We start from the raw sequence: 22925 nt of genomic DNA, 5'->3' as shown, positions 1-22925 counted from the left end.
TCAGGCCGCCGATCCGGTGGCGGCGTCGATCTCGGCCAGCACGCGCAGGTCGCGCTCCAACTCGCCCTGCAGACGGGTCTTCTCGGCTTTCTGGCCTCGGCCGATGGAACCGATGAACACCGTCTTGGTCTCGGCGCTGGAGGCCCACACCGGCCGGTGGCACAGGTGGTGGGTGGCCTGCGGGCAGCGCGAGGAGTCGCACATGCCGGCCATGGGCTTCGTCGCGCCCGGGTTGCCGGCGAGTTTCAGGCACAGGGCCTTGGCCGGGTCGACGAACCAGCAGTAGTTCGCCGTGGCCAGGTGCAGGGTAGCCGCCCGCCTCGACAGCAGGTTGATCACTTCCTGGTCGCCTCCCTTGGTGTTCGGGGCGCCGCCGGCCAGTTCTTCCAGTTGGCCGTCGACGTGGGTGAAGAACTCGACCAGGCTCCTGGCGCCGGGTCCGGCGGGCATCTGCCCCTGCTGGAAGTCGCGGAAGACCTCCAGCGTGAGATCGTTGTTGCGCTGCTGTTCCTCCTCGCCCATCTCGGCGAGGAACTTGCCCTGGGCCCCGCCGGGCAGAGCCGCGTAGCCTTCGGTCGTGGCCACGGACACGTGCTTGAGGTGGATCTTGGCGGCGAGCAACCCGCCTGGCCGGTGGGCGAGTTCGACGGCTAACGTCCTCCGCAGCCGCCGCAGGTTGACCAGGGTCTCGGGGATCGGGGCCAGGCCCAGCCGCTGCCCCTCGGGCCCGTTGACCCAGTCACGGAAGCTCTTGTAGCGGGAGTTGAAGCCGACGCGGCCGTACAGGTGCGTCTGCCCGTGGTTCTGGCCGAGCAGGGCCGCGGACAGGATCGCGGCGTCGTGGGGTTCCTGGACGGTGACCCATTCCTCGCGTTTGCCGCCGCGCGGCTGGCCCTTGATCAGGCGGCTGGCCAGGCGGTAGCGGAGCCGGCCGGGGCCGGTCGGGATGAGGGGAAGCGCGCAGTCGACGGGCAGTTCCATGAGTTCGCTCGAACGCATTCCCGTGACGGCGGCGATCACCAGTAGGCAGGCGGTGCGGACCTTCTCGATGAGGAAGTCCAGGTCCTGGGCGCGGGTGAGCGGGAGGGTCCACGGGACCTCGCCCGCGCCGTCGGCTCGCGGGACGAGGACGGCGTCCAGCCCCCACCCGGCCTGGGTGCCGACCTGGCCGAGGGCGTGTTCGATCAGCGGCCGGAACTGGGTGACCCAGTGGGGGCGGAATGTACGGATGCCGGCCTCTTGGGCGATGGCGTTGAGGTTGACCGCCAGCAGTGGGTCGTCGGCCGACCAGGTCTTGCGGGCCAGGCGGATGTCGATGCGGAAGCTGGGCAGGGCCTCCAGCGCCACGCGGCCCTCGATGTGGCCTCTGATCACGTCCTCGATCCGCTCGCGCCAGTCGGTCGGGCTCGGGCCGGGCTCCACGTCCTTGGCCAGGGCGCGCGGGGGCAGGGCCAGCAGGTGGGGGCCGAGAGTCTGGATGACGTACAGAGCTGCCGCCAGCATCGGCTGCACGACGCTCTGGTCCAGAGCCGGGGTCTTGTTCTTCTTGGTGACGACCTTCCCGGCGATGCTGTGGGCGGTCCGACCGTCCCAGGGCAGGAAGCCGGGCCGGTAGGCGTCGGCGGTGAACAACTCGTTGTAGTAGAACGGTTCGACGATGGCGAGGACGACATGGACCCGGGTGGAGTCGCTGCTGGGTCGCACGACCGCTCCCTCCTTGTCCCGGATGTCGCTGCACCACTGGTAGTAGGCCGTGCAGTGCTGCTGGGTGACCGCCTCCAGGGAGGGGACCCTGTGCTCGTCGAGCCAGTTCAGCCAGCCGGTGAGGTCCAGGATCCGCTGATAGCAGGTTTCCAGGCCCAGCGGGGTGCGGAAGGCGTGGGCGAGCTCGCGTACGCGCTCGTGCCAGGGGGCGAGCCTGGCGAAGAAGTACTCCTTGGCTATCAGCCGCCAGCGCGGGTTGCGGATGCCGGTGAAGTCCAACTGCTTTGCGTAGTCGGGGTGTTGCTGGGACAGGCCCTGAACCTCGGTGAAGTGCCAGATGTCGTCGTCGAAGACACTGCGCGGCACTCCGCTGGGCACGGTGAACCGGGCCGCTTCGCAGACATCGGCTCCGGTGAAGGGGCAGGGCCGCGCGGCCGGTCCGGGGGAGGTGGGCAAGGCCGTGATGGTCATCGGACGGTCCGTTCTTCCGCTCGCAGCGGCAGTTCTTCGTCGGTGTCGGCGACCTGGGCGGCGGCCCTGGCCAGGGACTCGGCGCTGAAGTGGACGCCGGGGGTGAGAATGGAGTCCAGGCGCTGGGAGTAGAAGCCGAAGACGGCCATGAACTCGGCCGAGGTCATCTCCTGCCACATGGCGGAGAAGAACGCCCGCAGCCGCATCAGGTTCGGCAGGTGCCGGGGCGTGAACAGGGCGAGCGGGCAGGCCAGGCAGACCCAGGGCCGGGCCGGGCAGGGCTTGCCTTTGGGCCCGTGCAGGCCCGAGAGCTGGTCGGCGCACGAGGCGCTGAACACGTCCCGCTGCCCGCTGAGGAGTTCGGTCAGGACCTCGTCGGTCAGGTTCAGCGCCGCGACCTGCTCGGGGTAGTCGCGCACCAGCGTGGCCATGGACTCGTCGGTGAGGACGACCGGTGGCTGGGCGCGACGCAGCATGTCCATCTGGGCGTCGGCGATGACGTCGTCGACCATCTCGCGCTGGGCCTCGGTACCGAGGGTGAGATAGTGATCGCCCTCGACCAGTGGGCTGCGGTTGGGGTCGATGGTGGAACGCCGACTGCCCCGCCAGGTGCGCCGGTCGCGCATCGCACCGTGCGTGGTACGGATCCGGTGCCGGTGGATCTGCAACGGGCGGCCCTGATCGTCGAGCAGCCCGGCGCCGCGGGCCCAGCGGATGAGGACCATGGAGTCCTCGGTGCGGGCCGTCCAGCGAGTGGGAAGTGGGAACGTGTGGCGCACCCACAGCTTGTCCTTGAGGTCGGGGGGTGCGAAGCGCCGACTCGGCGCGGAGTGCTCCAGCCACTGCTGCAGCAGGCGGCTCGCGCGACGGGACAGGACCAGGCTCTCCGGCGCGGTGCGGCCCTTGACGTAGTCGAGCAGGACCGTCGTGTCACCGGCCCAGTCCACATCGCCCAGCCCCAGGTCGGCGAGCCCGTCCGGCACGATGCCGCTGTAGATGCCCAACAGCACGCGGTAGGCGATGATCGTTCCCGTGTTCGGGAAGAGCACCTCCGTGTCCTTGACGGCCTGATACGGGAAGCTGTTCACGCTCAGGCCCGACGGATGGTCCCGGCGCCAACTGACGACCGGCGCGGCCTCGATCGGACCCCACGTCGCCATCGCCCAGCGGACGTTGTCGACACTCCAGCCGCCCTCGTACGGGTCCCGGCCCCGTCCGGCCGCCGCCATCGCGTCCTTGAACCGCCCGAAGTCCAGCTTGACGATCCGCTGGCACGCCTCGGTCAGCCGGGCCCACTCTCCTTCGCTGTAGGGCGGCAGCGGCTTCTTGTCGCGCAGGTGGGCGCTGTAGCTGCGGCCGGCGACCAGGCCGCGCACATCCGGCTTCAATACGCTGTGGATATCGTCCAGACGCAGCAGCATCGCCCGCGCCTTCTGCTCGTTGGCAGGGTGGGCCGTGCCCAGCCAGTGCTCGGAGAGCCGGCCGCGGGTCAGCTCGGCAGCAGTGCCGGTGAAGCCCAACTCGGCCAGCTTGTCGCACAGGTGGCGGATCGCGGTCGTGTAGCCCTGCACGGAGCCGGTGCTGTCCAGGTCGCCGTGCGGCTTGACGAGATCCGCCAGGCCAAGGAGCAGTTCCCGGGCCAGGGCCGGGTTCTTGGAGTCGCGGATGCGGACCGTGCACGAGCTGCCGTCGGTGAACTGCGCGGAGATGGCGGGCGGGTCGTCGTGGATGACGGTGGCGGGCATCAGGAGTACACCTCGTCCATGTCTTCTCCGAATTCGTCCTCCGCCTCGCGGTCGGACGCCCCGTCGAGCAGCCCGGCCTCCATGCCGACCCGCTCGTAGAGCTCCTTGAAGATGCGGGTGGTGTCGAGCCGGTGGAGGTATTTTTCCGTGGTCATCGAACTCGAGTGCCCCAATAGGTCGCGCAGGACCAGAATCGGTTCGGTCGTACGCAGATACAGGGCGAGCGCGGCGTTCTCGTCGGTCTCCCGCACGAGGCGGGCGGCCTGCTCGTAGTAGCCCTGGACCAGGCGTTTCATCGTCGCCATGGCCATCGTGTGGCGAAGTCGGTGGGGCCAGACGTGCGGGAAGCGCGGTTCGTAGCGGTCCCGGAGCCGGTCGGCGGTCCGCTCGAACACCTTGGACCACTCGGTGAAAGGCCGCCCCGGGCCCCAGACCGAGAGCAGCATCGAACCGCCGTCCGGACCGACCAGACGCCGGCGCTGTGACGGCTTCAGGCCCGCCCAGGACGTCCTCGTCCCGTTGACTCGGCCGCCGAACGCGTCGGCCTCGGTCACGATCAGCGGCTCGCCCCAGCGCGCAGGCGGCATCCACGTCGAGCCCTGCACCGCCAGCGCCCGCTCCAGCCCCAGATAGCCGTGCACCTCCGCCAGCACGTCATAACTGACCAATGACTCGCGGTACTTGCTGCCTTTGGTGATCCCCTCCGGGACCGGGAGGACGACCGGGACTTCGGTGCGGATCCGGGGCAGCGGCGGCACCTCCACCGCGAGCATGTACGAGAACTCCTGCAACCGCAGGCCGGACGACAGCACGAACTTGCCCACCGCCGAGTTCCGCGCGATCTCCCGGCCCCGGTAGCCGCGCTCCTCCGAGCCGTCGGGCTCCAGCCGCGCCAGTCCCTTGGTGAACAGGTCGGCGAAGTCGTCCAGCAGGTACTTGATCGTCACATGTTCCTTGGGCTGGCGCCGCCGGGCCTGGTTGACCCGGATCGTCGTCGACTGCTCCTTGAACACGTGCTGAGCCTGCTTGTAGGTGAACGGGAGCGCCGTCGCGTAGCCCTCGCTGATCGCCCAGTTGTAGAAGATCCCGAGGATCGTCATGGCCTGGTTCCAAGTCGACGCGGCGAAAAGAGACTTGACCGGGCCTGACGAGCGGTGGACCGCGTAGGCGCCGAGCACCTGTTTCAGGCGGACCCTGGTGTCGAACAGGCTCACGCCGTACAGCGCGGCGAACTCCTTCCACTCACGCACCGCGCGCACGTACGTGGGCCAGGAATTGGCCGCCGGCACCCCTGACGTGGGCAACTCGCAGGCCCACCGATTCACCGCCACGGTTTCCCGAGTGCCGCGAGCGTCCTCGAAGAGCAGGTCGTCATCGAAGACGAGCGGCATGCCCTCGGGGATCGCCGGCTTGAAGGCCAGGCCCCAAGATTCCCAGCCAGCCGAAGAATAGAACTCTTGTTCCATGGCTTCGAGCCTATCTAACCGACATGACATTGGACGGCTCGCAAACACCACGACAGGACGACACCTGACGCTCTATCCGACACTGCAAGTAAGTCGAGACAACCGACGACATGGGCCTCGGCAAGACCGTCCAGACCCTGGCCCTGCTCGCCCTCGAACACGCCCGCGGCGCCCGCGGCCCCGTCCTGCTGGTCTGCCCCACCTCACTGGTCGGCAACTGGCGCCGGGAGGCCGCCCGCTTCACCCCCCGGCTGCGCGTCCAGCTCCACCACGGCCCCGACCGCACCCTCCCCGACCCGGCCGCCGACCTGGTCGTCACCACCTACGGCGTGCTCCAGCGCGACGCCGCCCTGCTGCGCGCCGTCCACTGGCGCCGGATCGTCGCCGACGAGGCCCAGCACGTCAAGAACCGCGCCGCCCGGCAGTCCCGCGCCCTGCGCTCGCTGCGCTCCGGCCCCCGGATCGCCCTCACCGGCACCCCCGTCGAGAACCGCCTCGCCGAACTCCACACCGTCCTCGACTTCGCCAACCCCGGCCTGTTCGGCACCCCCGAGTCCTTCCGCGAGCACTACGCCGTCCCCGTCGAGCAGTCCGGCAACCAGGACGTCGCGGCCGCCCTCCGGCGGCTCACCGCGCCGTTCCTGCTGCGCCGCCTCAAGAGCGACCCCGAGATCGGCCGACAGCTGCCCGCCAAGCGGGAGTTCACCGTCCGCTGCGACCTCACCCCCGAACAGGCCGGCCTCTACCAGGCCGTCGTCGCCGACCTGCTCGACCGGCTCGGCGGCGTCCGCGGCGTCGAACGCAAGGGCGCGGTGCTGGCCGCCCTCGGCCGGCTCAAGCAGGTCTGCAACCACCCCGCCCAACTCCTGCGCGACCGGAGCCCGTTGGGCGGCCGCTCGGGCAAGGTCGAACGGCTGGTCGCCCTGCTCCGGGAGGCCCTGGCGGAGGGCGACCGGGTGCTGGTCTTCACCCAGTACGCCGAGTTCGGCGCCCTGCTCCAGCCCCACCTGCGCCGCCGCCTCGACACCCCCGTCCTCTACCTGCACGGCGGGCTCAGCGCGCCGCGCCGCCAGGAACTCGTCGACAGCTTCCAATCCCCGGACGGGCCACGGGTGTTCCTGCTCTCCCTGAAGGCCGGCGGCACCGGACTCAACCTCACCGCCGCCAACCAGGTCGTCCACCTCGACCGCTGGTGGAACCCCGCCACCGAGGACCAGGCCACCGACCGCGCCCACCGGATCGGCCAGCACCGCGACGTCCAGGTCCGCAAGCTGGTGTGCACCGGCACCATCGAAGAACGGATCGCCGAACTCATCGACACCAAACGCGAACTGGCGGACTCGGTGGTCGCCCCCGGCGAACAGTGGCTGACCGGGCTCCCCACCGACCGGCTCCGCGAACTCCTCACCCTCTCCGCCGACCCGACAGGCCCCTGACCGCCATGGACCAGCCCCTCGACGCTGCCCTCGATGGCGCCCTCGACGCCTTCTGGCAGGGCGACTTCACCCTCCGCGACACCCCGCCCGAGGCCCCGGCCGAGGACGGGCCGCGGTCGGAGCCGCCTCCGGAGCTGCCTCCGGAGCTGCCTCCGGACCTCGCGGCACTCCTCGCCCCGTTCTACCGGCACCTCGCGGAGTAAGGAGGGCGCCGCGCGGGGCGCCGCGTCACGCCCGGTCGAGGAACCCGCCCACCAGCTCGGCGAACTCGTCCGGCCGCTCCACCCACGGCCGGTGGCCGACCCCGGGCAGGACGGCGAGCCGGGCGCCGGGGTGCAGGTCGGCGGCCAGCCGCGCGGGCGCGGTGCCGATCATGCCGTCCCGCTCGCCGGCCACCACCAGCACCGGCACCGACGCCGGCACCGGCCGTCCGGCGCCGGAGCCCGCGTAGAACGCGTCCCGCATCCAGGGCGCGGCCGGTGCCAGCGCGGGATTGAACGCCTCGGCGCGGGCCGTCTCGTTCCAACTGCCCCAGAAGAACGGGGTGATCCGCCGGACCAGCTCCGGGTCCGAGCCCGGGCCGGCGGCCAGCAGCGCGTCCGCCGCCGCCGCGTCCGGGTACCAGGGCTCGGCCGACCGGGCCGCCCTGAGCGCGGCGAGCTCCGCCGCGTCCGGCTCCCGGGCGGCCCGGCCGACCGGTGTGACCAGCACCAATGACCGTACCCGGTGCGGGAATTCGGCCGCGTACCGCTGGACGGTGAGCGCACCCGCCGAGTGCCCGAGCAGGTCGAGGGCGTCCAGCCCGAGGTGCTCCCGGAGCGCCTCCAGGTCGGCCGCCTGGGCACCGAACGCGCTGCTCGCCCGGTCGGCCGGGGCCGCCGACCGGCCGCAGCCCCGCGGGTCGAACCGGATCAGCCGCCGCCGCGCGTCCAGCCCGCCGAGGGTGCCGAGGTAGCGGGCGTCCATGCCGGGGCCGCCGGGGACGGCCAACAGGGCCGGGCCGTCGCCCAGTTGCTCGTAGTGCAGGGCGGTGCCGTCGTACCCGGGGAAGATCGTCATGCACCGGATGGTGGCACGCCGGGCCCGGGCCCGGCAGATGATTTCGCCGGGCGCTCAGCCCAGCAGCCCGTGGCCGTCGAGCGCCGCGCGCAGCCCGGTCGCCCCGTCGTGGTGGTGGCCGTGCATGCCGAGCGCCGTCGCGGCGGCGACGTTCCCGGCCGAGTCGTCGACGAACAGGCAGCGCTCCACCGGGACGCCGGCCAGCCCGGCGGCCGCCAGGTACACCCGGGGGTCGGGCTTGGCGTGTCCGAACCGGGCGGTGTTCAGGACGGCGTCCACGGCGCCGTCCAGCCCGCACGCGGCCAGGTCGGCCTCCAGCCGGGTCGTCCCGTTGGACACCAGCACCACCGGGACACCGCCCCGCCGCACCTCGGCGACCAGCGCCAGCACGTCCGCGTCCACCTGCGACGGCTGCCGGCCCCAGGCCGCCACCGCCTCCCGCGCCGCCTCCGCCGACCCGCACACCGCGACCAGGTCCGCCGCGACCGCCGCCCGCCACTCCTCGTCACTGACCAGCCCCGTCACCGCGGGCAGCAACCGCTCCGCCCGGAACGCCGCCCCGCCCACCGTCCCCGGCGGCAGCCCCCGCACCCGGTCGACCTCCGCCAAGTCCCCCCAGACCCGCAGCACCCCGTCCAGGTCGCACAGCACCGCCCCGACCCGCCGTCCCGCCGCCATCTCCCCGCCCCCTCCTCGCCCGTGGACGGCCGACGCTACCGGACGGGCTCAGGGGCTCGGCGTGCTGTCGGGCCGGGAGCAGGGGGCGAGCACGGTCACGTGCATGAAGTCGGTGTCGACGGCGTGCAATCCCCTGCCCCTGGTGTCCGACGAGATCGCGAAGCCGTTCGACGCCCCGGTCAGCCGGGCCGGGCCGACGTGTCAGGGCGTCTCGATCCGGACGCGGCCGGTGGCGTCCTGTCGCACGCGGGACCGGTAGCGCAGCGGCGACTCGCCGACGACCCGTTTGAACGCCGTGCTGAAGGCGCTCTCCGATCCGTAGCCCAGTTCCTCGGCGAGTGCCGCGACGCGGGCGTCGCCGTCCCGGAGCGCGCGTTGGGCGAGCAGCATGCGCCACCGTCCCAGGTAGGTCAGTGGTGGCACGCCGGCCGCCTCCCGGAACCGTTCGGCGAAGGTCGTCCGGGACATCGCGGCGGCCCGCGCCAGCTCCTCCAGTCCCCAGGCGCGGCCGGGGCGGTCGTGCAGCAGGTCGAGGGCGGGGCGCAGTCGTTCGTCGACGAGCAGCCGGAGCCAGCCGGAGGGCAGGGCGCACTGGTCGACGTAGGACCGCAGCAGTTCCAGCAGGAACAGCTGGCCGTACTGCCGGATCGCGAAGGCCGAGCCGAGGCGCTGCGCGGTCGCCTCGTCGAACAGGCGGAGCAGGGCGGCGGGGAGCCGGTCGTCGGCACCGGTCGGCCTGATGTGGGCCAGGGGCGGCAGTGATTCCAGCAGGAGCGTTCTGCCGGCTTCGTTCAGGTTGATGCAGCCGCCGATGACGATGTCGTCGGCGTCGCGGTCGGAGCGGGCGAAGCGGTCGGTGGAGAAGTCGGATTCCGGCTGCACCTCCTGGCGGGGTTCCGGGCCGGCCTCGAAGGCGACCCAGGAGCGGCCGGTGAGGATCGCCACGTCGCCCGCCACGAGGTCGACCGGTTCGTCGATCCCGTCGGTGGTGAGGCGGGCCCGACCGCTGACGAGGGCGAAGAACTTGACCGGGTCGGCGAGCGGTCCGCGGCCCCGCCATCCGCCGCGGGCCGCGATGCCGCCGGTGAGGACGCCGCGGACTTCGACCAGGTCGAGTGCTTCGGAGAGTCGATCGGGAGTCACAGCCGTACTCTCGCGCAAAAAAACGGGACTCACAAGTATTCATAGTCCGTCCGCCCCTCGGCAGGCTGGTGGCAGCACCCCGATGACGAACCCCAGGAGAGAACATGCGTTACCGCGGCCTCGGCAGGACCGGGATCAAGGTGAGCCCCTACGCTCTGGGCGCCATGATGTTCGGCGCCATCGGCAACCCCGACCACGACGACTGCGTCCGGATCATCCACCGGGCCCTGGACGCCGGCATCAACCTCGTCGACACGGCCGACATGTACGCGCGCGGCGAGTCGGAGGAGATCGTCGGCCGCGCGCTGAAGGGCCGCCGGGCCGACGTCGTGCTCGCGACGAAGGCCGGGAACCCGATGGGCGACGAGCCCAACCACCAAGGCGCGTCCCGGCGTTGGCTGGTGCGTGCGCTGGAGGACTCGCTGCGCCGCCTCGACACCGACTACATCGACCTCTACCAGATTCACCGCCCGGACCCCGACACCGACATCGAGGAGACGCTCGGGGTCCTCACCGACCTGCAGCGGGCCGGCAAGATCCGCGCCTTCGGCACGTCGGCGATGCCGGCCTCCGAGCTGGTGCGCGCCCACTGGGTCGCCGAGCGGCGCGGCCTGGCCCGGCCGCGCACCGAGCAGCCGGTGTACTCGATCCTCAACCGGGGCATCGAGCGCGAAGTGCTCCCGGTGGCCCAGGAGTTCGGCATGGGCACGCTGGTCTGGTCGCCGCTCGGCGGCGGGCTGCTGACCGGGCGCTACCGCAAGGGCCGGCCGGCCGCGACGCACCGCTCGCAGTACGGCTTCCAGCACCTCAAGGACGACCGGCGGCTCGACGTCGTCGAGCAGCTCATCCCGCTCGCCGAAGAGGCGGGCCTGCCGCTGACCCACCTGGCGATGGGTTTCGTGCTCGCCCACCCCGGCGTCACGTCCGCGCTCCTCGGGCCGCGCACCATGGCGCACCTGGACGATCTGCTCGCGGGCGCCGACGTCACGCTCCCGGACGAGGTCCTGGACCGGATCGACGCCATCGTGCCGCCCGGCACGGACGCCGGCACGCTCGACATGGCCTACCAGCCCCCGGCCGTCCGCCGGCGCGAACTGCGGCGCCGGCCACCGGTCGAGCGCGCGGCGGCGTGACGACGGCGCGACGGCTCGGCTGCGGTCCGGGGCCGCAGCCGCACGGGCCCGCCCGGCGCCGGACGTCGATGCTAGCAGTCTGCTTGCAATTGCAAGCGGTCCGGTGCAGACTGCCCGCATGGCGTCACTGAACGTGGGCTCGCTCGGCGAGTACATCCGGGAGCAGCGGCGGAGCGCGCAGTACTCGCTGCGGCAGCTCGCCGAGGTGGCCGGGGTGTCCAATCCGTACCTGAGCCAGATCGAGCGCGGGCTGCGCAAGCCCAGCGCGGAGATCCTCCAGCAGATCGCCAAGGCGTTGCGGATCTCGGCGGAGACGCTGTACGTGCAGGCCGGGATCCTGGAGGAGCGGGGCGAGGAGGGGCCGGGGCTGCGCGCGGCGATCCTGGCCGATCCGCTGATCGGCGAGCGGCAGAAGCAGGCGCTGCTGTCGGTGTACGAGGCGTTCCTGCAGGAGAACCAGGAGAACCGGGAGAACCGGGCGGGGCGGCCGAGCGGCTCCGCGTGAGCGAGACCCCGGGCGACCGGGCCAGAACGAGACAGACCCGCGTGACCGAGGCCGGGTACGACCCGACCGCGCGGCGGCACCCCGACCGGGAGGACCCGACATGCCGATCAGCGACGAGCTCAAGAAGACCCTGACCGACCCGACCCCGCTGTACGCGCTGGCCGGCGCCGGCGACCTGGCGTACGAGAAGCTCCGCGAGGTGCCGGCCCAGCTGGAGGCGCTCGCGGCGGACCGCAAGGGCACCCAGGAGAAGGCCGCCGCCGCGCTGCAGGAGGCGGGCACCGCGCTGGCCGGGGCGCAGGCGAAGGTCACCGAGGCGGTCACCGCGCTGCCCACCGACGTGAAGGAACTCCAGGCCAAGGCGCAGGAGTTCGCGATGCAGCAGGTCGGCCGGGCGCTGGAGTTCGCGGTGAAGGCCAAGGAGGTCTACGACGAACTGGCGGTCCGCGGCCGCACCGTGGTCGACGCCGCCTCGGCCGCCCCGAAGGCCGACGCCGACGGGCCGGCCGCCGCCGAGGACGAGGCGGAGGTCGTCGAGGAGGTCGTGGTCGCCGAGGTCGTGGTCGCCGAGGTCGCGGTGGACGAGGCGCCCGCCGGGTCGAAGCCGGCCGCGAAGAAGGCGCCCCGGCCCCGGAAGAGCGCCGCGCCGAAGGCCGAGTGACCCGGAGGCCGGTGCGGGCGGTGCGGGAACGCCGCGCCGACGGGGGCCGTTGACTGCTGCGGTGTCCGTGCCAGGATGGAAGTAGAGAGTGAGGAGCCCCGGTTGATCCTGTACGTCGACCTCCTGAACCCGTTCTGGTGGATCGCCACGGCGATCATCTGCTTCAAGGTGTTCGCGCTCGGCGACGCGGTGTTCCGGCGGGAGGACGCGTACCGGGCCGCCGACAAGAAGACCAAGGGCTTCTGGGTGATCATCCTGGCCCTGGCGCTGGTCTGCGACCTGGTCTTCGGCGCCAACCCGGTCACCGGCCTGCTGACGCTGGCGGGCCTGGTCGCCGCGATCGTCTACGTGGTGGACGTCCGCCCCGCGATCAAGCTGCTGACCGACGGCCGCGGCCGCGGCGGGCGGAGCAACCAGGGCCCGTACGGCCCCTGGTGAGCACGAGGACCACGAGGAGCACGAGCGGAAGGGCGGCCCCCGGAGCACCGGGGGCCGCCCTTCCCGCGTTCGGGCCGCAGGGCCCGGACGGCCGGCTCAGCCCATGATGACCGGCAGCGGGTTGCGCTCCAGCAGCAGCACCGCGACGTCGTCGGTGAGCGCGCCGCCGTTCAGCTCCTCGACCTCGGCGATCGCGGAGTCGACCAGCCGGCCGCGGGTCAGCCCGGCGGCCTGGTGGTCGGCGATCAGCTCGATCAGGCCCTCCTGGCCCAGCCGCGGCGAGCCCGCGCCGACCTTGCCCTCGACCAGGCCGTCGGTGTACATCAGCAGCCGCCAGCCGGCGGAGAGGTCGATCCGCAGCGCGGGCCAGGCCGTGTGCGTCGCGTCGCAGGGCAGCAGGCCGAGCGCGGGGCCGGCCTGGTCGAGCGGGAGCAGGACGGGCGGGCCGTCGGGGGCGAGCAGCAGCGGCGCGGGGTGCCCGGCGAGGTACAGCTCGGCGGACTCGGGGCCGCCCTGCGCGTCCGGGGCGTCCAGCACGACCATGCACAGGGTCGCGAAGATCTCGTCGCTGCGGCGCTCGTGCTCCAGCACGTGCTGCAGGGTGGTGAGCAGGTGCTGGCCGGTCAGCCCGGCGAACACCAGGGTGCGCCACGCTATCCGCAGCGCGACGCCGAGCGCGGCCTCGTCGGGGCCGTGGCCGCAGACGTCGCCGATCACCACGTGCACCCGGCCGTCCTCGGTGCGGACGGCGTCGTAGAAGTCGCCGCCGAGCAGGGCGCGGCGGCGGCCGGGCCGGTAGCGGCGGGTGAAGGCGAGGCCGGCGCCGTCCAGCAGCGGGGTGGGCAGCAGGTGGCGCTGGAGCCGGGCGTTCTCCTGGCCGCGGATCTCGGCCTCGACCAGCCGGCGCTGCGACTCGTCGGCGCGCTTGCGCTCCACCGCGTAGCGCAGGGCGCGGGCCAGCAGCGGGCCGCCGGTGTCCTGCCGGAGCAGGAAGTCCTGGGCGCCGGCGGCGACCGCGGCAGCGCCGAGTTCGGCCCCGGCGGCGTCGGTGAGCACCACGACGGCGGTGTGCGGGGCGCGCAGCAGCAGTTCGCGCAGCCCGTCCAGCCCGTCGGAGGAGTCGTCGGACGGGTCGCCGGAGGGCTCGTCGGGCGTGCCGAGGTCGAGCAGGACGCACTGGAAGTCGGGCGGGCGCTGTCCGCGCCGGCCGCTGCCGGGCGGCGGGGGCAGCGCGGCCAGGGCCTCGCGGATGCCGTCGACCCGGTGCAGTTCGGCGTGTAGCCCCAACTCGGCGGCGAGCGAGTCGAACAGGGTGTGCCCGGGGCCGTCGGCCTCGACCACCAGGACCCGGAAGTCGGCGGCGGGCCGGGCGGGTTCGGCGGCGGCCGGGGTGCTGCGCGGATGCGGTATCGGCGCCGGGCCGGCGGCCTGGGCGGCGCCCTGGCCGGGCCGCGGTGCGCTGTGGGCGCGGCGGCTGCGGCTGCGTTCGGCGGTACCGGCGCTGCTGGTCGCGTCGGGTGCCCGCCCGTCTCCCGTAGCGGGCATCGGTCGGTCCTTCCTTTCCCCGACGGACCAACGGCTGGTGTCCGTCCGCAGTGCCCGGGCGGCACCGGGCATCGTGGGGCTTCCCGCGACCATAACGTGATCTCCGTGGATTTCTTCGACCGGGCGGCGCCGATGTGGTTATTGCCACGCGTCTGGTGGCGGCTTTGCCTAGGGTTTCCGCAGGCTTTCGCCATCGGAGGACCGGAATCGACCGGAGGGGTGTCGCGGTGACGCAGATCACTTTGGTGCAGGGTGACATCACGGAACAGCGGGTGGACGCGGTGGTGAACGCCGCGAACGGCTCGCTGTTGGGCGGTGGCGGGGTGGACGGGGCGATCCACCGCAGGGGCGGACCGGAGATCCTGGCCGAGTGCCGCCGGCTGCGCGCCTCGCACTACGGCAAGGGCCTGCCGACCGGCCGGGCCGTGGCGACCACGGCGGGGCGACTGCCGGCCCGCTGGGTGGTGCACACCGTCGGCCCGGTGTACCGGGCGGACGACTACCCGGAGCGCGCGGCGCTACTGGCGTCCTGCTATCGGGAGTCCCTTCGGGTCGCGGTCGGACTGGGGGCGCGGACGGTGGCCTTCCCTGCGATCTCGGCCGGAATCTTCGGCTGGCCGCTGGAGGACGCCGCGCGGATCGCCCTGGCGGCCGTGACCGAAGCGGCCCCGGACCTGGACGAGGTGCGGTTCGTGCTGTTCGGCGCGGACGCGTACCGGGCCTTCGAGCGGGCCCTGGGCTGAACGCGCCCGTGCTGGTGCGGTTGCTGTTGGTGCGCTTGGTTCCGTTGGTGCCTTCGCTGCCGTGGTGGTCGGGGCGTGCGGACGGGAGGGTGCCCGGGCGGCCGCGCCAACAGCCGTCCGAAAACCGTCCTCCGAACGGCTCCATGGTGGCCTGAGGGAGCGTCAACACGCCAGAGGAATTCGATAACTCGTTCGAGTGAATGGCCGAACGGATGTGCGGACGGGCGGGGCCGTCCGGGGGACGGCGCGCCGCTCAGCGCGGGGCCAGCGCGGCCCAGTCCACCGTCAGCTCGCCCTGCCGCCGCCGGACCGGCCCGTCCCGCAGCGGCCAGTCCGCGGCCAGCGCCGCGCAGGCCGCCGCCCAGCGCTGCCGGGCCCCGAACGCGCCCAGCGGCGCGGCCGCCGCCCAGGCCCGGTCGAAGTCGCGCAGGAAGGAGTGCACCGGGCGCCCCGGCACGTTGTGGTGGATCAGCGCCTTCGGCAGCCGCTCGGCCAGGTCGGACGGCCGCTCCAGGCCGGCCAGCCGGGCCGCGAAGGTCACCGTGCGCGGCCCCTCCGGGCCGAGCGCCACCCAGACGTGCCGCCGGCCGACCTCGTCGCAGGTGCCCTCCACCAGCAGCCCGTCCGGCGCCAGCCGCCCGCACAGCCGGGCCCACACCTCGGCGACCTGGTCCTCGTCGTACTGCCGCAGCACGTTCGCCGCCCGGATCAGCTGAGCCCGCCGCCCGCCGTCCAGCGGCACCTCGAAGCCGCCGCGGCGGAACTCCAGCAGCGGCGGCTCGGCCATCGGCAGCGCCGCCGCCACCCGGGCCGGGTCGATCTCGATCCCGACCACCCGGACGTCCGCCCGCACCGCCCGCAGCCGCGCCGACAGCTCCACCGCCGTCCACGGCGCCGCGCCGTACCCCAGGTCGACCGCGACCGGCGGCTCGACCGCCGCCCGCAGCGCCCGGCCCGCGGTGTACGCGATCCAGCGGTCCATCCGCCGCAGCCGGTTGGTGTTGGTGGTGCCCCGGGTGATCGTCCCCACCGGCCGGACCGACCGGCCCCGGGACGACGGCGTGTCGCTCGCTGCCATGGTCACCAAGCGTACGCAGCCGGACATGGCCCCCATGCCGCCGCCCTCGACCGGGAATAGAGGGAAGCTCCTGTTCCGTTCCCCTCCCTGACGCCATCCGCCCGCAGCCGCCGGCCGCGGGCGGCGGCGCGAACGGACCAGACCGGAACCACCGGACGGCCGGCACCCAGGGAGGCATCCGCAGGTGACCCAGCACCTCGTCCGCACGCCCCGCCGGGAGTCGCGCCGGGCCGCGGCCGCCACGGCCCTTCCCGCCGCTCCCGCACCGCTGTCCCCGCCGCCCCCCGGGCCCGGCCGCCGACCGCGCCGGATCGCGATGCTGAGCGTCCACACCTCGCCGCTGCACCAGCCCGGCACCGGCGACGCCGGCGGCATGAACGTGTACATCGTGGAGCTGGCCAAGCGCCTCGCCGACCTGGACATCGAGGTCGAGGTCTTCACCCGCGCCGTCAGCTCGGACGACGCCCCCACCGTCGAGCTCGCCCCCGGCGTCCTCGTCCGGCACGTCACCGCCGGCCCGTACGAGGGCCTGCTCAAGGAGGACCTGCCCGCCCAGCTGTGCGCCTTCACGCACGGCGTGCTGCGCACCGAGGCCGGCCACCGCCCCGGCTACTACGACCTGGTGCACTCGCACTACTGGCTGTCCGGCCAGGTCGGCTGGCTGGCCGCCGAGCGCTGGGGCGTCCCGCTGGTGCACACCATGCACACCATGGCCAAGGTCAAGAACGCCGCCCTGGCCGAGGGCGACACCCCCGAGCCCGCCGCCCGGGTGATCGGCGAGACCCAGGTGGTCGGCGCCGCCGACCGGCTGATCGCCAACACCGCGGAGGAGGCCGCCGAGCTGGCCCACCACTACGCGGCCCGCCCCGACCAGCTGGCCGTCGTCCACCCCGGCGTCAACCTCGACGTCTTCCGTCCCGACAGCCGGGCCGCCGCCCGCGCCCGCCTCGGCCTCCCGCAGGACGCCGCGGTGCTGCTGTTCGCCGGCCGGATACAGCCCCTCAAGGCGCCGGACGTCCTGCTCAAGGCCGTCGCCCGGCTGCTCGACCGGCACCCCGGGCTGCGCGAGCGGCTCGTCGTCCCGATCGTCGGCGGCCCGTCCGGCACCGGCCTGGCCCGGCCCGAGAGCCTGCACAAGCTCGCCGCCCAGCTCGGCATCGGCGACGTGGTCCGCTTCCACCCGCCGGTCGACCAGCGCAGCCTCGCCGACTGGTACCGCGCCGCCACCGCCCTGGTGATGCCCTCGCACAGCGAGTCCTTCGGCCTGGTCGCCCTGGAGGCCCAGGCCTGCGGCACCCCCGTGGTCGCCGCCGCCGTCGGCGGCCTCCCGGTCGCCGTCCGGGACGGCCGCACCGGCACCCTCGTCCCCGGCCACGACCCGGACGCCTGGGCCCGCGCCCTCCACCCCTACGTCGCCGACCCCGCCCTCACCCCCGTCCGCGGCGCCGCCGCCGCCGCCCACGCCGCCGCCTTCGGCTGGCTCACCGCGGCCGGCGCCACCGCGGAGGTCTACCGGGGGGCGATGGCCGCCATCCGCGCCTGAGCCCCCGCCCGCCCCGTCCCGGTGTCGGGTTGCTCACCGCCCCCGCCCGCCCCGGAGGGGCTAGCGTGGGGGCATGGCCGCCAAGGACGACGCTCTGACCCTGCTGCGCGCCGCGCTCGACGAGGCCGGCGTGGCCTGGGAGCCGGCCGCCGCCGACCCGTACACCCTGGTGGCCGCGCTGCCCGGCACGCGGAAGCTCTCCACGGCGTGCGCGCTGCGGGTGGGCGACCACACGCTGTCGGTGAACGCGTTCGTGATCCGGCGGCCGGACGAGAACCACGAGGCGTTCCACCGCTGGCTGCTGGAGCGCAACACCCGGATGTTCGGGGTCGCGTACGCGGTGGACCGGCTCGGCGACGTCTACCTGGCCGGGCGGCTGCCGCTGGAGGCGCTGACGCCGGGAGCGGTGGACCGGCTGCTGGGCAGCGTGCTGGAGAACGCGGACGAGCCGTTCGACACCCTGCTGGAGCTGGGCTTCGCGACCGCGATCCGCCGCGAGTGGGAGTGGCGGACCAAGCGCGGCGAGTCGACCCGCAACCTGGCCGCGTTCGCGCACCTGGTGAGCGAGACCCCGCCCGGGACCACGCCCGGAACCCCTCCCGCCGCGGGCTGAGCCCGGTATCCTCCCGGCCGGGGAGGGAACCATGGACACCGAACACCGCGGATCCGCCGAATCCGCCGCCGCGCAGCGGAAGTCGGCCTGGCTGGAGACCGAGCTCGCGGCCGAGCTGAAGGAGCGCCGCCGCCGCCGCGACTGGGACCGGCGCCGCGCGCTCACCCTGCAACTGGCCACCGTCAGCCTGTCCGCGCTGGTCACCGTGCTGCTCGGACTGAAGGTCGGCGAACCCGCCGCCGACCGGCTGGCGGACGCCGCCCTGGTCGCCGGCGCGCTGGTGACCGTGCTCGCGGCCTGGGCCGCGTTCTTCGGCTACCGCACGCTGTGGATCCAGCGCTCCGACACCGTGCACCGGCTGACCTCGCTGCGCCGCCGACTCGGCCTGCTCAGGGCCGAGGCCGGCGACGCGGTGCCGGAGCCCTCCCGGCTGGCGCCGCTGATCGACGAGTACCAGGCGATCCTGGAGGACGACCACGACTCCTGGGTCCGGCTGCGGCAGAGCGAGGTCGGCGGCGGCGCGGGCTGACCGGCCCCGCGCCGTGCGTCGCGCCCCGCACCGCTAGCCCGCGATCCCCTCCGCCGCCCGGACGGCCGCCGCCGACCCGGCCGACCCCGCCGGGACCGCCGGGACCGGCTCCGGGCGGGCCGGGCGGCGGCCGATCCGGACGAAGGCGGCCGCGGCCAGCGTGCCCGCCGCCGCGCAGCCGCCCCACAGCGCCCAGCTGCCCGCGTACTGCAGCAGCAGGCCGCCGCCGAGCGGGCCGGCGAACGAGGCCAGCGACCAGGAGAGCGAGTAGACCCCCTGGTAGCGGCCGCGGGCCCGGGCGGGGGAGTGCTCGGCGACCAGCGCCATCATGGTCGGCGCGGTGACGATCTCGCCGACCGTCCAGACCGCGACCGCCAGCGCGTACAGCGCGGCGGACGAGCCGGCCAGCGCGGTCAGGCCGAAGCCCCAGCCGGTCAGCAGCGCGCCGGCCACCAGCAGGGCGGTGCGGTCGCGGTTCTCCATCAGCCGGGTCAGCGGGAGCTGCAGCAGCACGATCAGCGCCCCGTTCAGGCTGATCACCAGGCCGAACTCGGTGGTCGAGAGCCCGTGCGCGCCCATGTCCACCGGCAGCGTGGTGGAGCCCTGCTGGACGACCAGCGCCAGCAGCAGGTTCACCGCGACCACGGCCATGAACGGCCCGTCCCGGAACACCGTGCCCAGCCCGACCCGCGGCTCCCGCCCGGCGGCGGCCGCCGGGGCGGCGTCCGGGGCGGCGTCCGGCCGGGTCTCCGGGACCTTCACGAACACCACCACCGCGCAGAGCAGCGTGGTCGCCGCGTCCAACAGGAACAGCGTCAGGTAGCCGTGCACGGCGATCAGCCCGGCCACCGCGGCGGACGCGCCGAAGCCGATGTTGATCGCCCAGTAGTTCAGCGCGTACGCCCGCACCCGGTCGGCGGCCGGCACCAGGTCGGCGATCATCGCGCTCACCGCCGGACGGGACGCGTTGCTCGCCAGGCCGACCAGGAACGCCACTGCGGCGATCGCCGCCGGCCCGTCGGCGAACCCGAGCAGCGCGGTGAACAGCGCCGTGGACAGCTGCGCCGCCAGCAGCGTCGGCCGCCGCCCCAGCCGGTCGGTCAGCACGCCCGCGCCGACCGCGGCCACCGCCGAGCCGAGCCCGAACAGCGAGGCGACCAAGCCCGCGTACGCCGCGGAGTAGCCGCGCTGCTGGGTCAGGTACATCGCCAGGAAGGTGACGACGAAGCCGCCGAGGCGGTTCACCAGGGTGGACGTCCACAGCCACCAGAACTGGCGGGGCAGCCCGCCGCCCGCTCGGCGTGCTTCGGCGGTCAGACGGGCGAGCGGGGGCATGGGGGCTCCGGGTGGTACGGCCCGGTCCGGCGGCCGCGGGCAGGGTGGGGCGGCCGCCCGCGGGGCGGGTGGAACGGTAAGAGTCGAAACCGATGAGCGAACATTACATGCGAAAGGGACGGCCAAGCGATCGGATGAACCCCTCCACTAGGCTTGGCCCCATGGCTGACACGACCTATCGCTTGATCCTGCTCCGCCACGGCGAGAGCCAGTGGAACCAGAAGAACCTGTTCACCGGTTGGGTCGACGTCGACCTCAACGAGAAGGGCGAGAAGGAGGCCGCCCGCGGCGGCGAACTCCTGCTGGCCGAGGGCCTGCTGCCGGACGTGCTGCACACCTCGCTGCTGCGCCGCGCGATCCGCACCTCGCAGATCGCCCTCGACAAGGCCGACCGGCACTGGATCCCGGTCCGCCGCAGCTGGCGCCTGAACGAGCGCCACTACGGCGCCCTCCAGGGCAAGGACAAGGCCCAGACCCTCGCCGAGTTCGGCGAGGAGCAGTTCCAGCTCTGGCGCCGCTCCTACGACACCCCGCCGCCGGCCCTGGCCGACGACGCCGAGTACTCGCAGGCCGGCGACGCCCGCTACGCCGAGATCCCGTCCGAGCTGCGCCCGAACACCGAGTGCCTCAAGGACGTCGTCGAGCGGATGCTCCCGTACTGGTACGACGCCATCGTGCCGGACCTCGCGGCGGGCAACACCGTCCTGGTCACCGCCCACGGCAACAGCCTGCGCGCCCTGGTCAAGCACCTGGACGGCATCTCCGACGAGGCCATCGCCGGCCTCAACATCCCCACCGGCATCCCGCTCGTCTACGAGCTCGACGCCGACTTCAAGCCGCTCGCCGCCGGCGGCCGCTACCTCGACCCCGACGCCGCCGCGGCCGCCATCGAGGCCGTGAAGAACCAGGGCAAGAAGTAGCACCCGCACGCCCTCACCCACCTCTCAGCCCCCTGCCCGGCGCAACGACGCCCCGGCCCAGGGGGCTGTTCCGTTCTCCGCCGCGGATGGCGCCGCCGGTCGGACGGAGTGTCAACTCACGGGTGGCAAAGGTTGGTTCAGGGGTAAGAATGGTTCAGACCATTGACGCCGGGCGGCGGTGGCTTCTAGCGTGGGAGCACTGTCGACGCGGGCATGACAATCTTGGTCGCCCCCCACGCGGCCCCATCCGCGTGCCCGCGCTCGTGTACTCCATCCACCCCCACGGAGGAGCACCATGCGCAAGCGCAACATCCTGGCGGTCGGCTTCGCCGCCGCCTCGGCGGTCCTGGCGACCGCCATCCCGGCCAGCTCGCACGGGTACATCACGACGCCGCCCAGCCGGGCGGGGCTGTGCGGGGCCGGCGTGGTCAAGAACTGCGGCGACATCCAGTGGGAGCCGCAGAGCGTCGAGGGCCCGAAGGGCTTCCCGACCCGCGGCCCGGCCGACGGCACGCTGTGCGCCGGCGGCGACGCCCGCTGGGCGCCGCTCGACAACCCGCGCGCCGGGGCCTGGCCGGCCACCAAGGTGACCGCCGGGCAGCAGCTGACGCTGACCTGGAGCATCGAGGCGCGGCACGCCACCACCTCGTTCCGGTACTTCATCACGAAGCCGGGCTACGACGCCACCACCAAGATCACCAGGTCGAACCTGAACCCGACCCCGTTCCTGACCGTCTCGTTGGGCGGCAAGCAGCCCCCCGCCACGCTCAGCCACACCGCGACCCTGCCGACCGGCCTGACCGGCCACCAGGTGATCCTGGCGGTCTGGGACATCGCGGACACCGGCAACGCCTTCTACCAGTGCATGGACGTCAACTTCTCCTGACGCCGGCACGCGCGCGGACGGCCGGGCACCCCTGCGGGAGGGGCGCCCGGCCGTCCGGTCGTGCGCAGAGTGCGGAGAGTGCGAGGCACGCGGGGCGCCCGGGGCCGCCGGGGCGTACGCGGGCCGGGCGGCGCGCTGTCAGTGCCCGCCGCAGCAGCCCCCGGTCACGCCGCCGCACTGGCAGGGCGCGCCCGACTGGCAGCCGCACCCGCAGCCCGGGCTGCAGCCGCAGCCCGCCGCGAGAACGGGCAGCAGCCGCACCGCGGTCGGCGCGGCCGGGCCGGGCGGGGGAGTGGTCGGGGTGCCGGCGGTCGTCTTCATCGCGCTGCCTCTCGTCCGGGCGGAGCCGGGCAGCCCGGAGGAGCCACCCCGTTCCTCCGAGTGAAACCCGGCGGTCGACGGTGCGTCAACGGGCGCGCGGGGGCTGCCGGTTGACGCGCCGTGCGCCCCTTGGAGCCCTCCGCCGGCCACCTCCGCCGGCCGTTCCGTCGACCGGTCGGCCGTCTGCTCGGCCGCCTACTCGGCCGACTCCGCGGTCGCCACGAAGTCGGCCACGTGCTCGCCGGTGACCAGGTACACCACGCGCTTGGCGACCGAGACCGCGTGGTCGGCGAAGCGCTCGTAGTAGCGGCCGACCAGGGTGACGTCCACCGCGGTCTCGATGCCGTGGTGCCAGCGGTCGTCCAGCAGGTGCGAGAACAGCTCGCGGTGCAGGGCGTCGATGGCGTCGTCGTCCGCCTCCAGCTCCAGCGCCTTGTCGACGTCCTTGGTGGCGATCACCAGGCCGGCCTTGGCGACCAGGCGCTGGGCGAGCTGCCCCATCTCCAGCACGATCGGGTGCAGGTCGTTCGGGACGGCGGTCTCCGGGTAGCGCAGCCGCGCGACCTTGGCGACGTGCCGGGCCAGGTCGCCGCAGCGCTCCAGGTCGGCGCTCATCCGCAGCGAGGTGACCACGATCCGCAGGTCGGTGGCGACCGGCTGCTGGCGGGCCAGCAGGTCGATGGCCCGGTTCTCCAGGTCGTGGTGCAGGCCGTTGATCTTCTCGTCGGCGGCGATCACGCTCTCCGCCAGGGCCAGGTCGGCGTCCAGCAGGGCGGTGGTGGCCCGTCCCATCGCGGAGCCGACCAGGCGGGCCATCTCGACCAGGCTGTCGCTGATCGAGTCGAGTTCCTCGTGGTACGCGTCGCGCATGCGCTCTTCTCCTCCAGTACCGGTGTCGGTGGCGGTGCCGACCGGACGCCCCGGACCCGGTCCGCCGGGAGGGCGGAGGGTGCGGGCGGCCGCTGCTGGTGGC

23 protein-coding genes are annotated in these 22925 nt (G+C 73.6%); 12 read left to right on the top strand and 11 right to left on the bottom strand.

What is annotated here, in order from left to right; translation table 11 throughout:
- The 3 genes from KSE_RS17160 to KSE_RS17150 form a co-directional block, all read right to left on the bottom strand.
- The gene (locus KSE_RS17160; RefSeq protein WP_148283109.1) at positions 1 to 2070 is read right to left on the bottom strand and encodes a site-specific integrase; all 2070 of its coding nucleotides are present in this window, start codon (positions 2068 to 2070) and stop codon (positions 1 to 3) included.
- A 101-nt stretch (positions 2071 to 2171) separates the two neighbouring features.
- Positions 2172 to 3920, bottom strand: coding sequence for a hypothetical protein (locus KSE_RS17155; RefSeq protein WP_014136587.1), 1749 nt, complete (start codon positions 3918 to 3920; stop codon positions 2172 to 2174).
- Positions 3920 to 5386 carry a site-specific integrase gene (locus tag KSE_RS17150; protein ID WP_167544098.1) on the bottom strand — a complete coding sequence of 489 codons (1467 nt, stop codon included), beginning with the start codon at positions 5384 to 5386 and terminating at the stop codon, positions 3920 to 3922. Before KSE_RS17150 ends, KSE_RS17155 begins: the two co-directional genes overlap by 1 nt.
- 110 nt (positions 5387 to 5496) lie before the next feature.
- Between KSE_RS17150 and KSE_RS17145 the strand changes: the two genes are divergently transcribed.
- Complete coding sequence (locus tag KSE_RS17145; protein ID WP_014136585.1) at positions 5497 to 6822, top strand: DEAD/DEAH box helicase; 1326 nt, start codon at positions 5497 to 5499, stop codon at positions 6820 to 6822.
- 5 nt (positions 6823 to 6827) lie between these two features.
- Positions 6828 to 7025 carry a hypothetical protein gene (locus KSE_RS17140; RefSeq protein WP_014136584.1) on the top strand — a complete coding sequence of 66 codons (198 nt, stop codon included), beginning with the start codon at positions 6828 to 6830 and terminating at the stop codon, positions 7023 to 7025.
- Between the two features lie 25 nt (positions 7026 to 7050).
- On the opposite strand, the gene KSE_RS17135 is transcribed toward KSE_RS17140, so the two are convergent.
- From KSE_RS17135 to KSE_RS17125, 3 genes are all read right to left on the bottom strand, one after another.
- Positions 7051 to 7881, bottom strand: coding sequence for an alpha/beta fold hydrolase (locus tag KSE_RS17135; RefSeq protein WP_014136583.1), 831 nt, complete (start codon positions 7879 to 7881; stop codon positions 7051 to 7053).
- A gap of 54 nt (positions 7882 to 7935) precedes the next feature.
- Positions 7936 to 8559 (bottom strand): HAD-IA family hydrolase, encoded by a 624-nt coding sequence (locus KSE_RS17130; protein ID WP_014136582.1) that lies wholly within the window; start codon positions 8557 to 8559, stop codon positions 7936 to 7938.
- A 201-nt stretch (positions 8560 to 8760) separates the two neighbouring features.
- The gene (locus KSE_RS17125; protein ID WP_014136581.1) at positions 8761 to 9702 is read right to left on the bottom strand and encodes an AraC family transcriptional regulator; all 942 of its coding nucleotides are present in this window, start codon (positions 9700 to 9702) and stop codon (positions 8761 to 8763) included.
- Positions 9703 to 9806: 104 nt separating this feature from the next.
- Here KSE_RS17125 and KSE_RS17120 point away from each other — a divergent pair, with 104 nt between their 5' ends.
- The 4 genes from KSE_RS17120 to KSE_RS17105 all read left to right on the top strand — a co-directional run bounded on the left by KSE_RS17120 (position 9807) and on the right by KSE_RS17105 (position 12439).
- Positions 9807 to 10835, top strand: a complete 1029-nt coding sequence (locus KSE_RS17120) for an aldo/keto reductase (protein WP_014136580.1) — start codon at positions 9807 to 9809, stop codon at positions 10833 to 10835.
- A 118-nt stretch (positions 10836 to 10953) separates the two neighbouring features.
- Positions 10954 to 11340, top strand: a complete 387-nt coding sequence (locus KSE_RS17115; RefSeq protein WP_014136579.1) for a helix-turn-helix domain-containing protein — start codon at positions 10954 to 10956, stop codon at positions 11338 to 11340.
- Between the two features lie 100 nt (positions 11341 to 11440).
- Positions 11441 to 12001, top strand: a complete 561-nt coding sequence (locus KSE_RS17110) for a hypothetical protein (protein ID WP_014136578.1) — start codon at positions 11441 to 11443, stop codon at positions 11999 to 12001.
- Between the two features lie 102 nt (positions 12002 to 12103).
- Positions 12104 to 12439 carry a DUF2516 family protein gene (locus KSE_RS17105; RefSeq protein ID WP_014136577.1) on the top strand — a complete coding sequence of 112 codons (336 nt, stop codon included), beginning with the start codon at positions 12104 to 12106 and terminating at the stop codon, positions 12437 to 12439.
- Between the two features lie 96 nt (positions 12440 to 12535).
- Here KSE_RS17105 and KSE_RS17100 read toward each other — a convergent pair whose 3' ends face one another.
- A complete protein-coding gene (locus tag KSE_RS17100; protein ID WP_014136576.1) occupies positions 12536 to 13984 on the bottom strand; it encodes a PP2C family protein-serine/threonine phosphatase in 1449 nt (482 codons plus the stop codon).
- 227 nt (positions 13985 to 14211) lie between these two features.
- On the opposite strand from KSE_RS17100, the gene KSE_RS17095 reads away from it, so the two are divergent.
- Positions 14212 to 14727, top strand: a complete 516-nt coding sequence (locus KSE_RS17095; protein ID WP_014136575.1) for an O-acetyl-ADP-ribose deacetylase — start codon at positions 14212 to 14214, stop codon at positions 14725 to 14727.
- A 253-nt stretch (positions 14728 to 14980) separates the two neighbouring features.
- On the opposite strand, the gene KSE_RS17090 is transcribed toward KSE_RS17095, so the two are convergent.
- The gene (locus KSE_RS17090; RefSeq protein WP_051055858.1) at positions 14981 to 15805 is read right to left on the bottom strand and encodes a methyltransferase domain-containing protein; all 825 of its coding nucleotides are present in this window, start codon (positions 15803 to 15805) and stop codon (positions 14981 to 14983) included.
- A 268-nt stretch (positions 15806 to 16073) separates the two neighbouring features.
- Between KSE_RS17090 and mshA the strand changes: the two genes are divergently transcribed.
- The 3 genes from mshA to KSE_RS38540 all read left to right on the top strand — a co-directional run bounded on the left by mshA (position 16074) and on the right by KSE_RS38540 (position 18490).
- The gene (gene mshA, locus KSE_RS17085) at positions 16074 to 17348 is read left to right on the top strand and encodes a D-inositol-3-phosphate glycosyltransferase (protein WP_051055856.1); all 1275 of its coding nucleotides are present in this window, start codon (positions 16074 to 16076) and stop codon (positions 17346 to 17348) included.
- Between the two features lie 73 nt (positions 17349 to 17421).
- A complete protein-coding gene (locus KSE_RS17080; protein WP_014136572.1) occupies positions 17422 to 17961 on the top strand; it encodes a type III secretion system chaperone family protein in 540 nt (179 codons plus the stop codon).
- A gap of 31 nt (positions 17962 to 17992) precedes the next feature.
- On the top strand, positions 17993 to 18490 hold the full coding sequence (locus KSE_RS38540) for an SLATT domain-containing protein (protein WP_014136571.1): 498 nt from the start codon (positions 17993 to 17995) through the stop codon (positions 18488 to 18490).
- 33 nt (positions 18491 to 18523) lie between these two features.
- Here KSE_RS38540 and KSE_RS17070 read toward each other — a convergent pair whose 3' ends face one another.
- The gene (locus KSE_RS17070; protein ID WP_014136570.1) at positions 18524 to 19825 is read right to left on the bottom strand and encodes an MDR family MFS transporter; all 1302 of its coding nucleotides are present in this window, start codon (positions 19823 to 19825) and stop codon (positions 18524 to 18526) included.
- Between the two features lie 161 nt (positions 19826 to 19986).
- Here KSE_RS17070 and KSE_RS17065 point away from each other — a divergent pair, with 161 nt between their 5' ends.
- Positions 19987 to 20745 carry a phosphoglyceromutase gene (locus KSE_RS17065; RefSeq protein WP_014136569.1) on the top strand — a complete coding sequence of 253 codons (759 nt, stop codon included), beginning with the start codon at positions 19987 to 19989 and terminating at the stop codon, positions 20743 to 20745.
- Positions 20746 to 21040: 295 nt separating this feature from the next.
- Complete coding sequence (locus tag KSE_RS17060; protein ID WP_014136568.1) at positions 21041 to 21631, top strand: lytic polysaccharide monooxygenase auxiliary activity family 9 protein; 591 nt, start codon at positions 21041 to 21043, stop codon at positions 21629 to 21631.
- Between the two features lie 138 nt (positions 21632 to 21769).
- Here the strand turns inward: KSE_RS17060 and KSE_RS40075 are convergent, their stop codons facing one another.
- On the bottom strand, positions 21770 to 21952 hold the full coding sequence (locus KSE_RS40075; RefSeq protein WP_033258414.1) for a hypothetical protein: 183 nt from the start codon (positions 21950 to 21952) through the stop codon (positions 21770 to 21772).
- Positions 21953 to 22147: 195 nt separating this feature from the next.
- Positions 22148 to 22822 carry a phosphate signaling complex protein PhoU gene (phoU, locus tag KSE_RS17055; protein ID WP_014136567.1) on the bottom strand — a complete coding sequence of 225 codons (675 nt, stop codon included), beginning with the start codon at positions 22820 to 22822 and terminating at the stop codon, positions 22148 to 22150.
- Positions 22823 to 22925: the final 103 nt, after the last annotated feature.

Source organism: Kitasatospora setae KM-6054 (genome assembly GCF_000269985.1).
GTDB lineage: Bacteria > Actinomycetota > Actinomycetes > Streptomycetales > Streptomycetaceae > Kitasatospora > Kitasatospora setae.
This window is presented reverse-complemented; position numbering and strand designations above follow the sequence as displayed.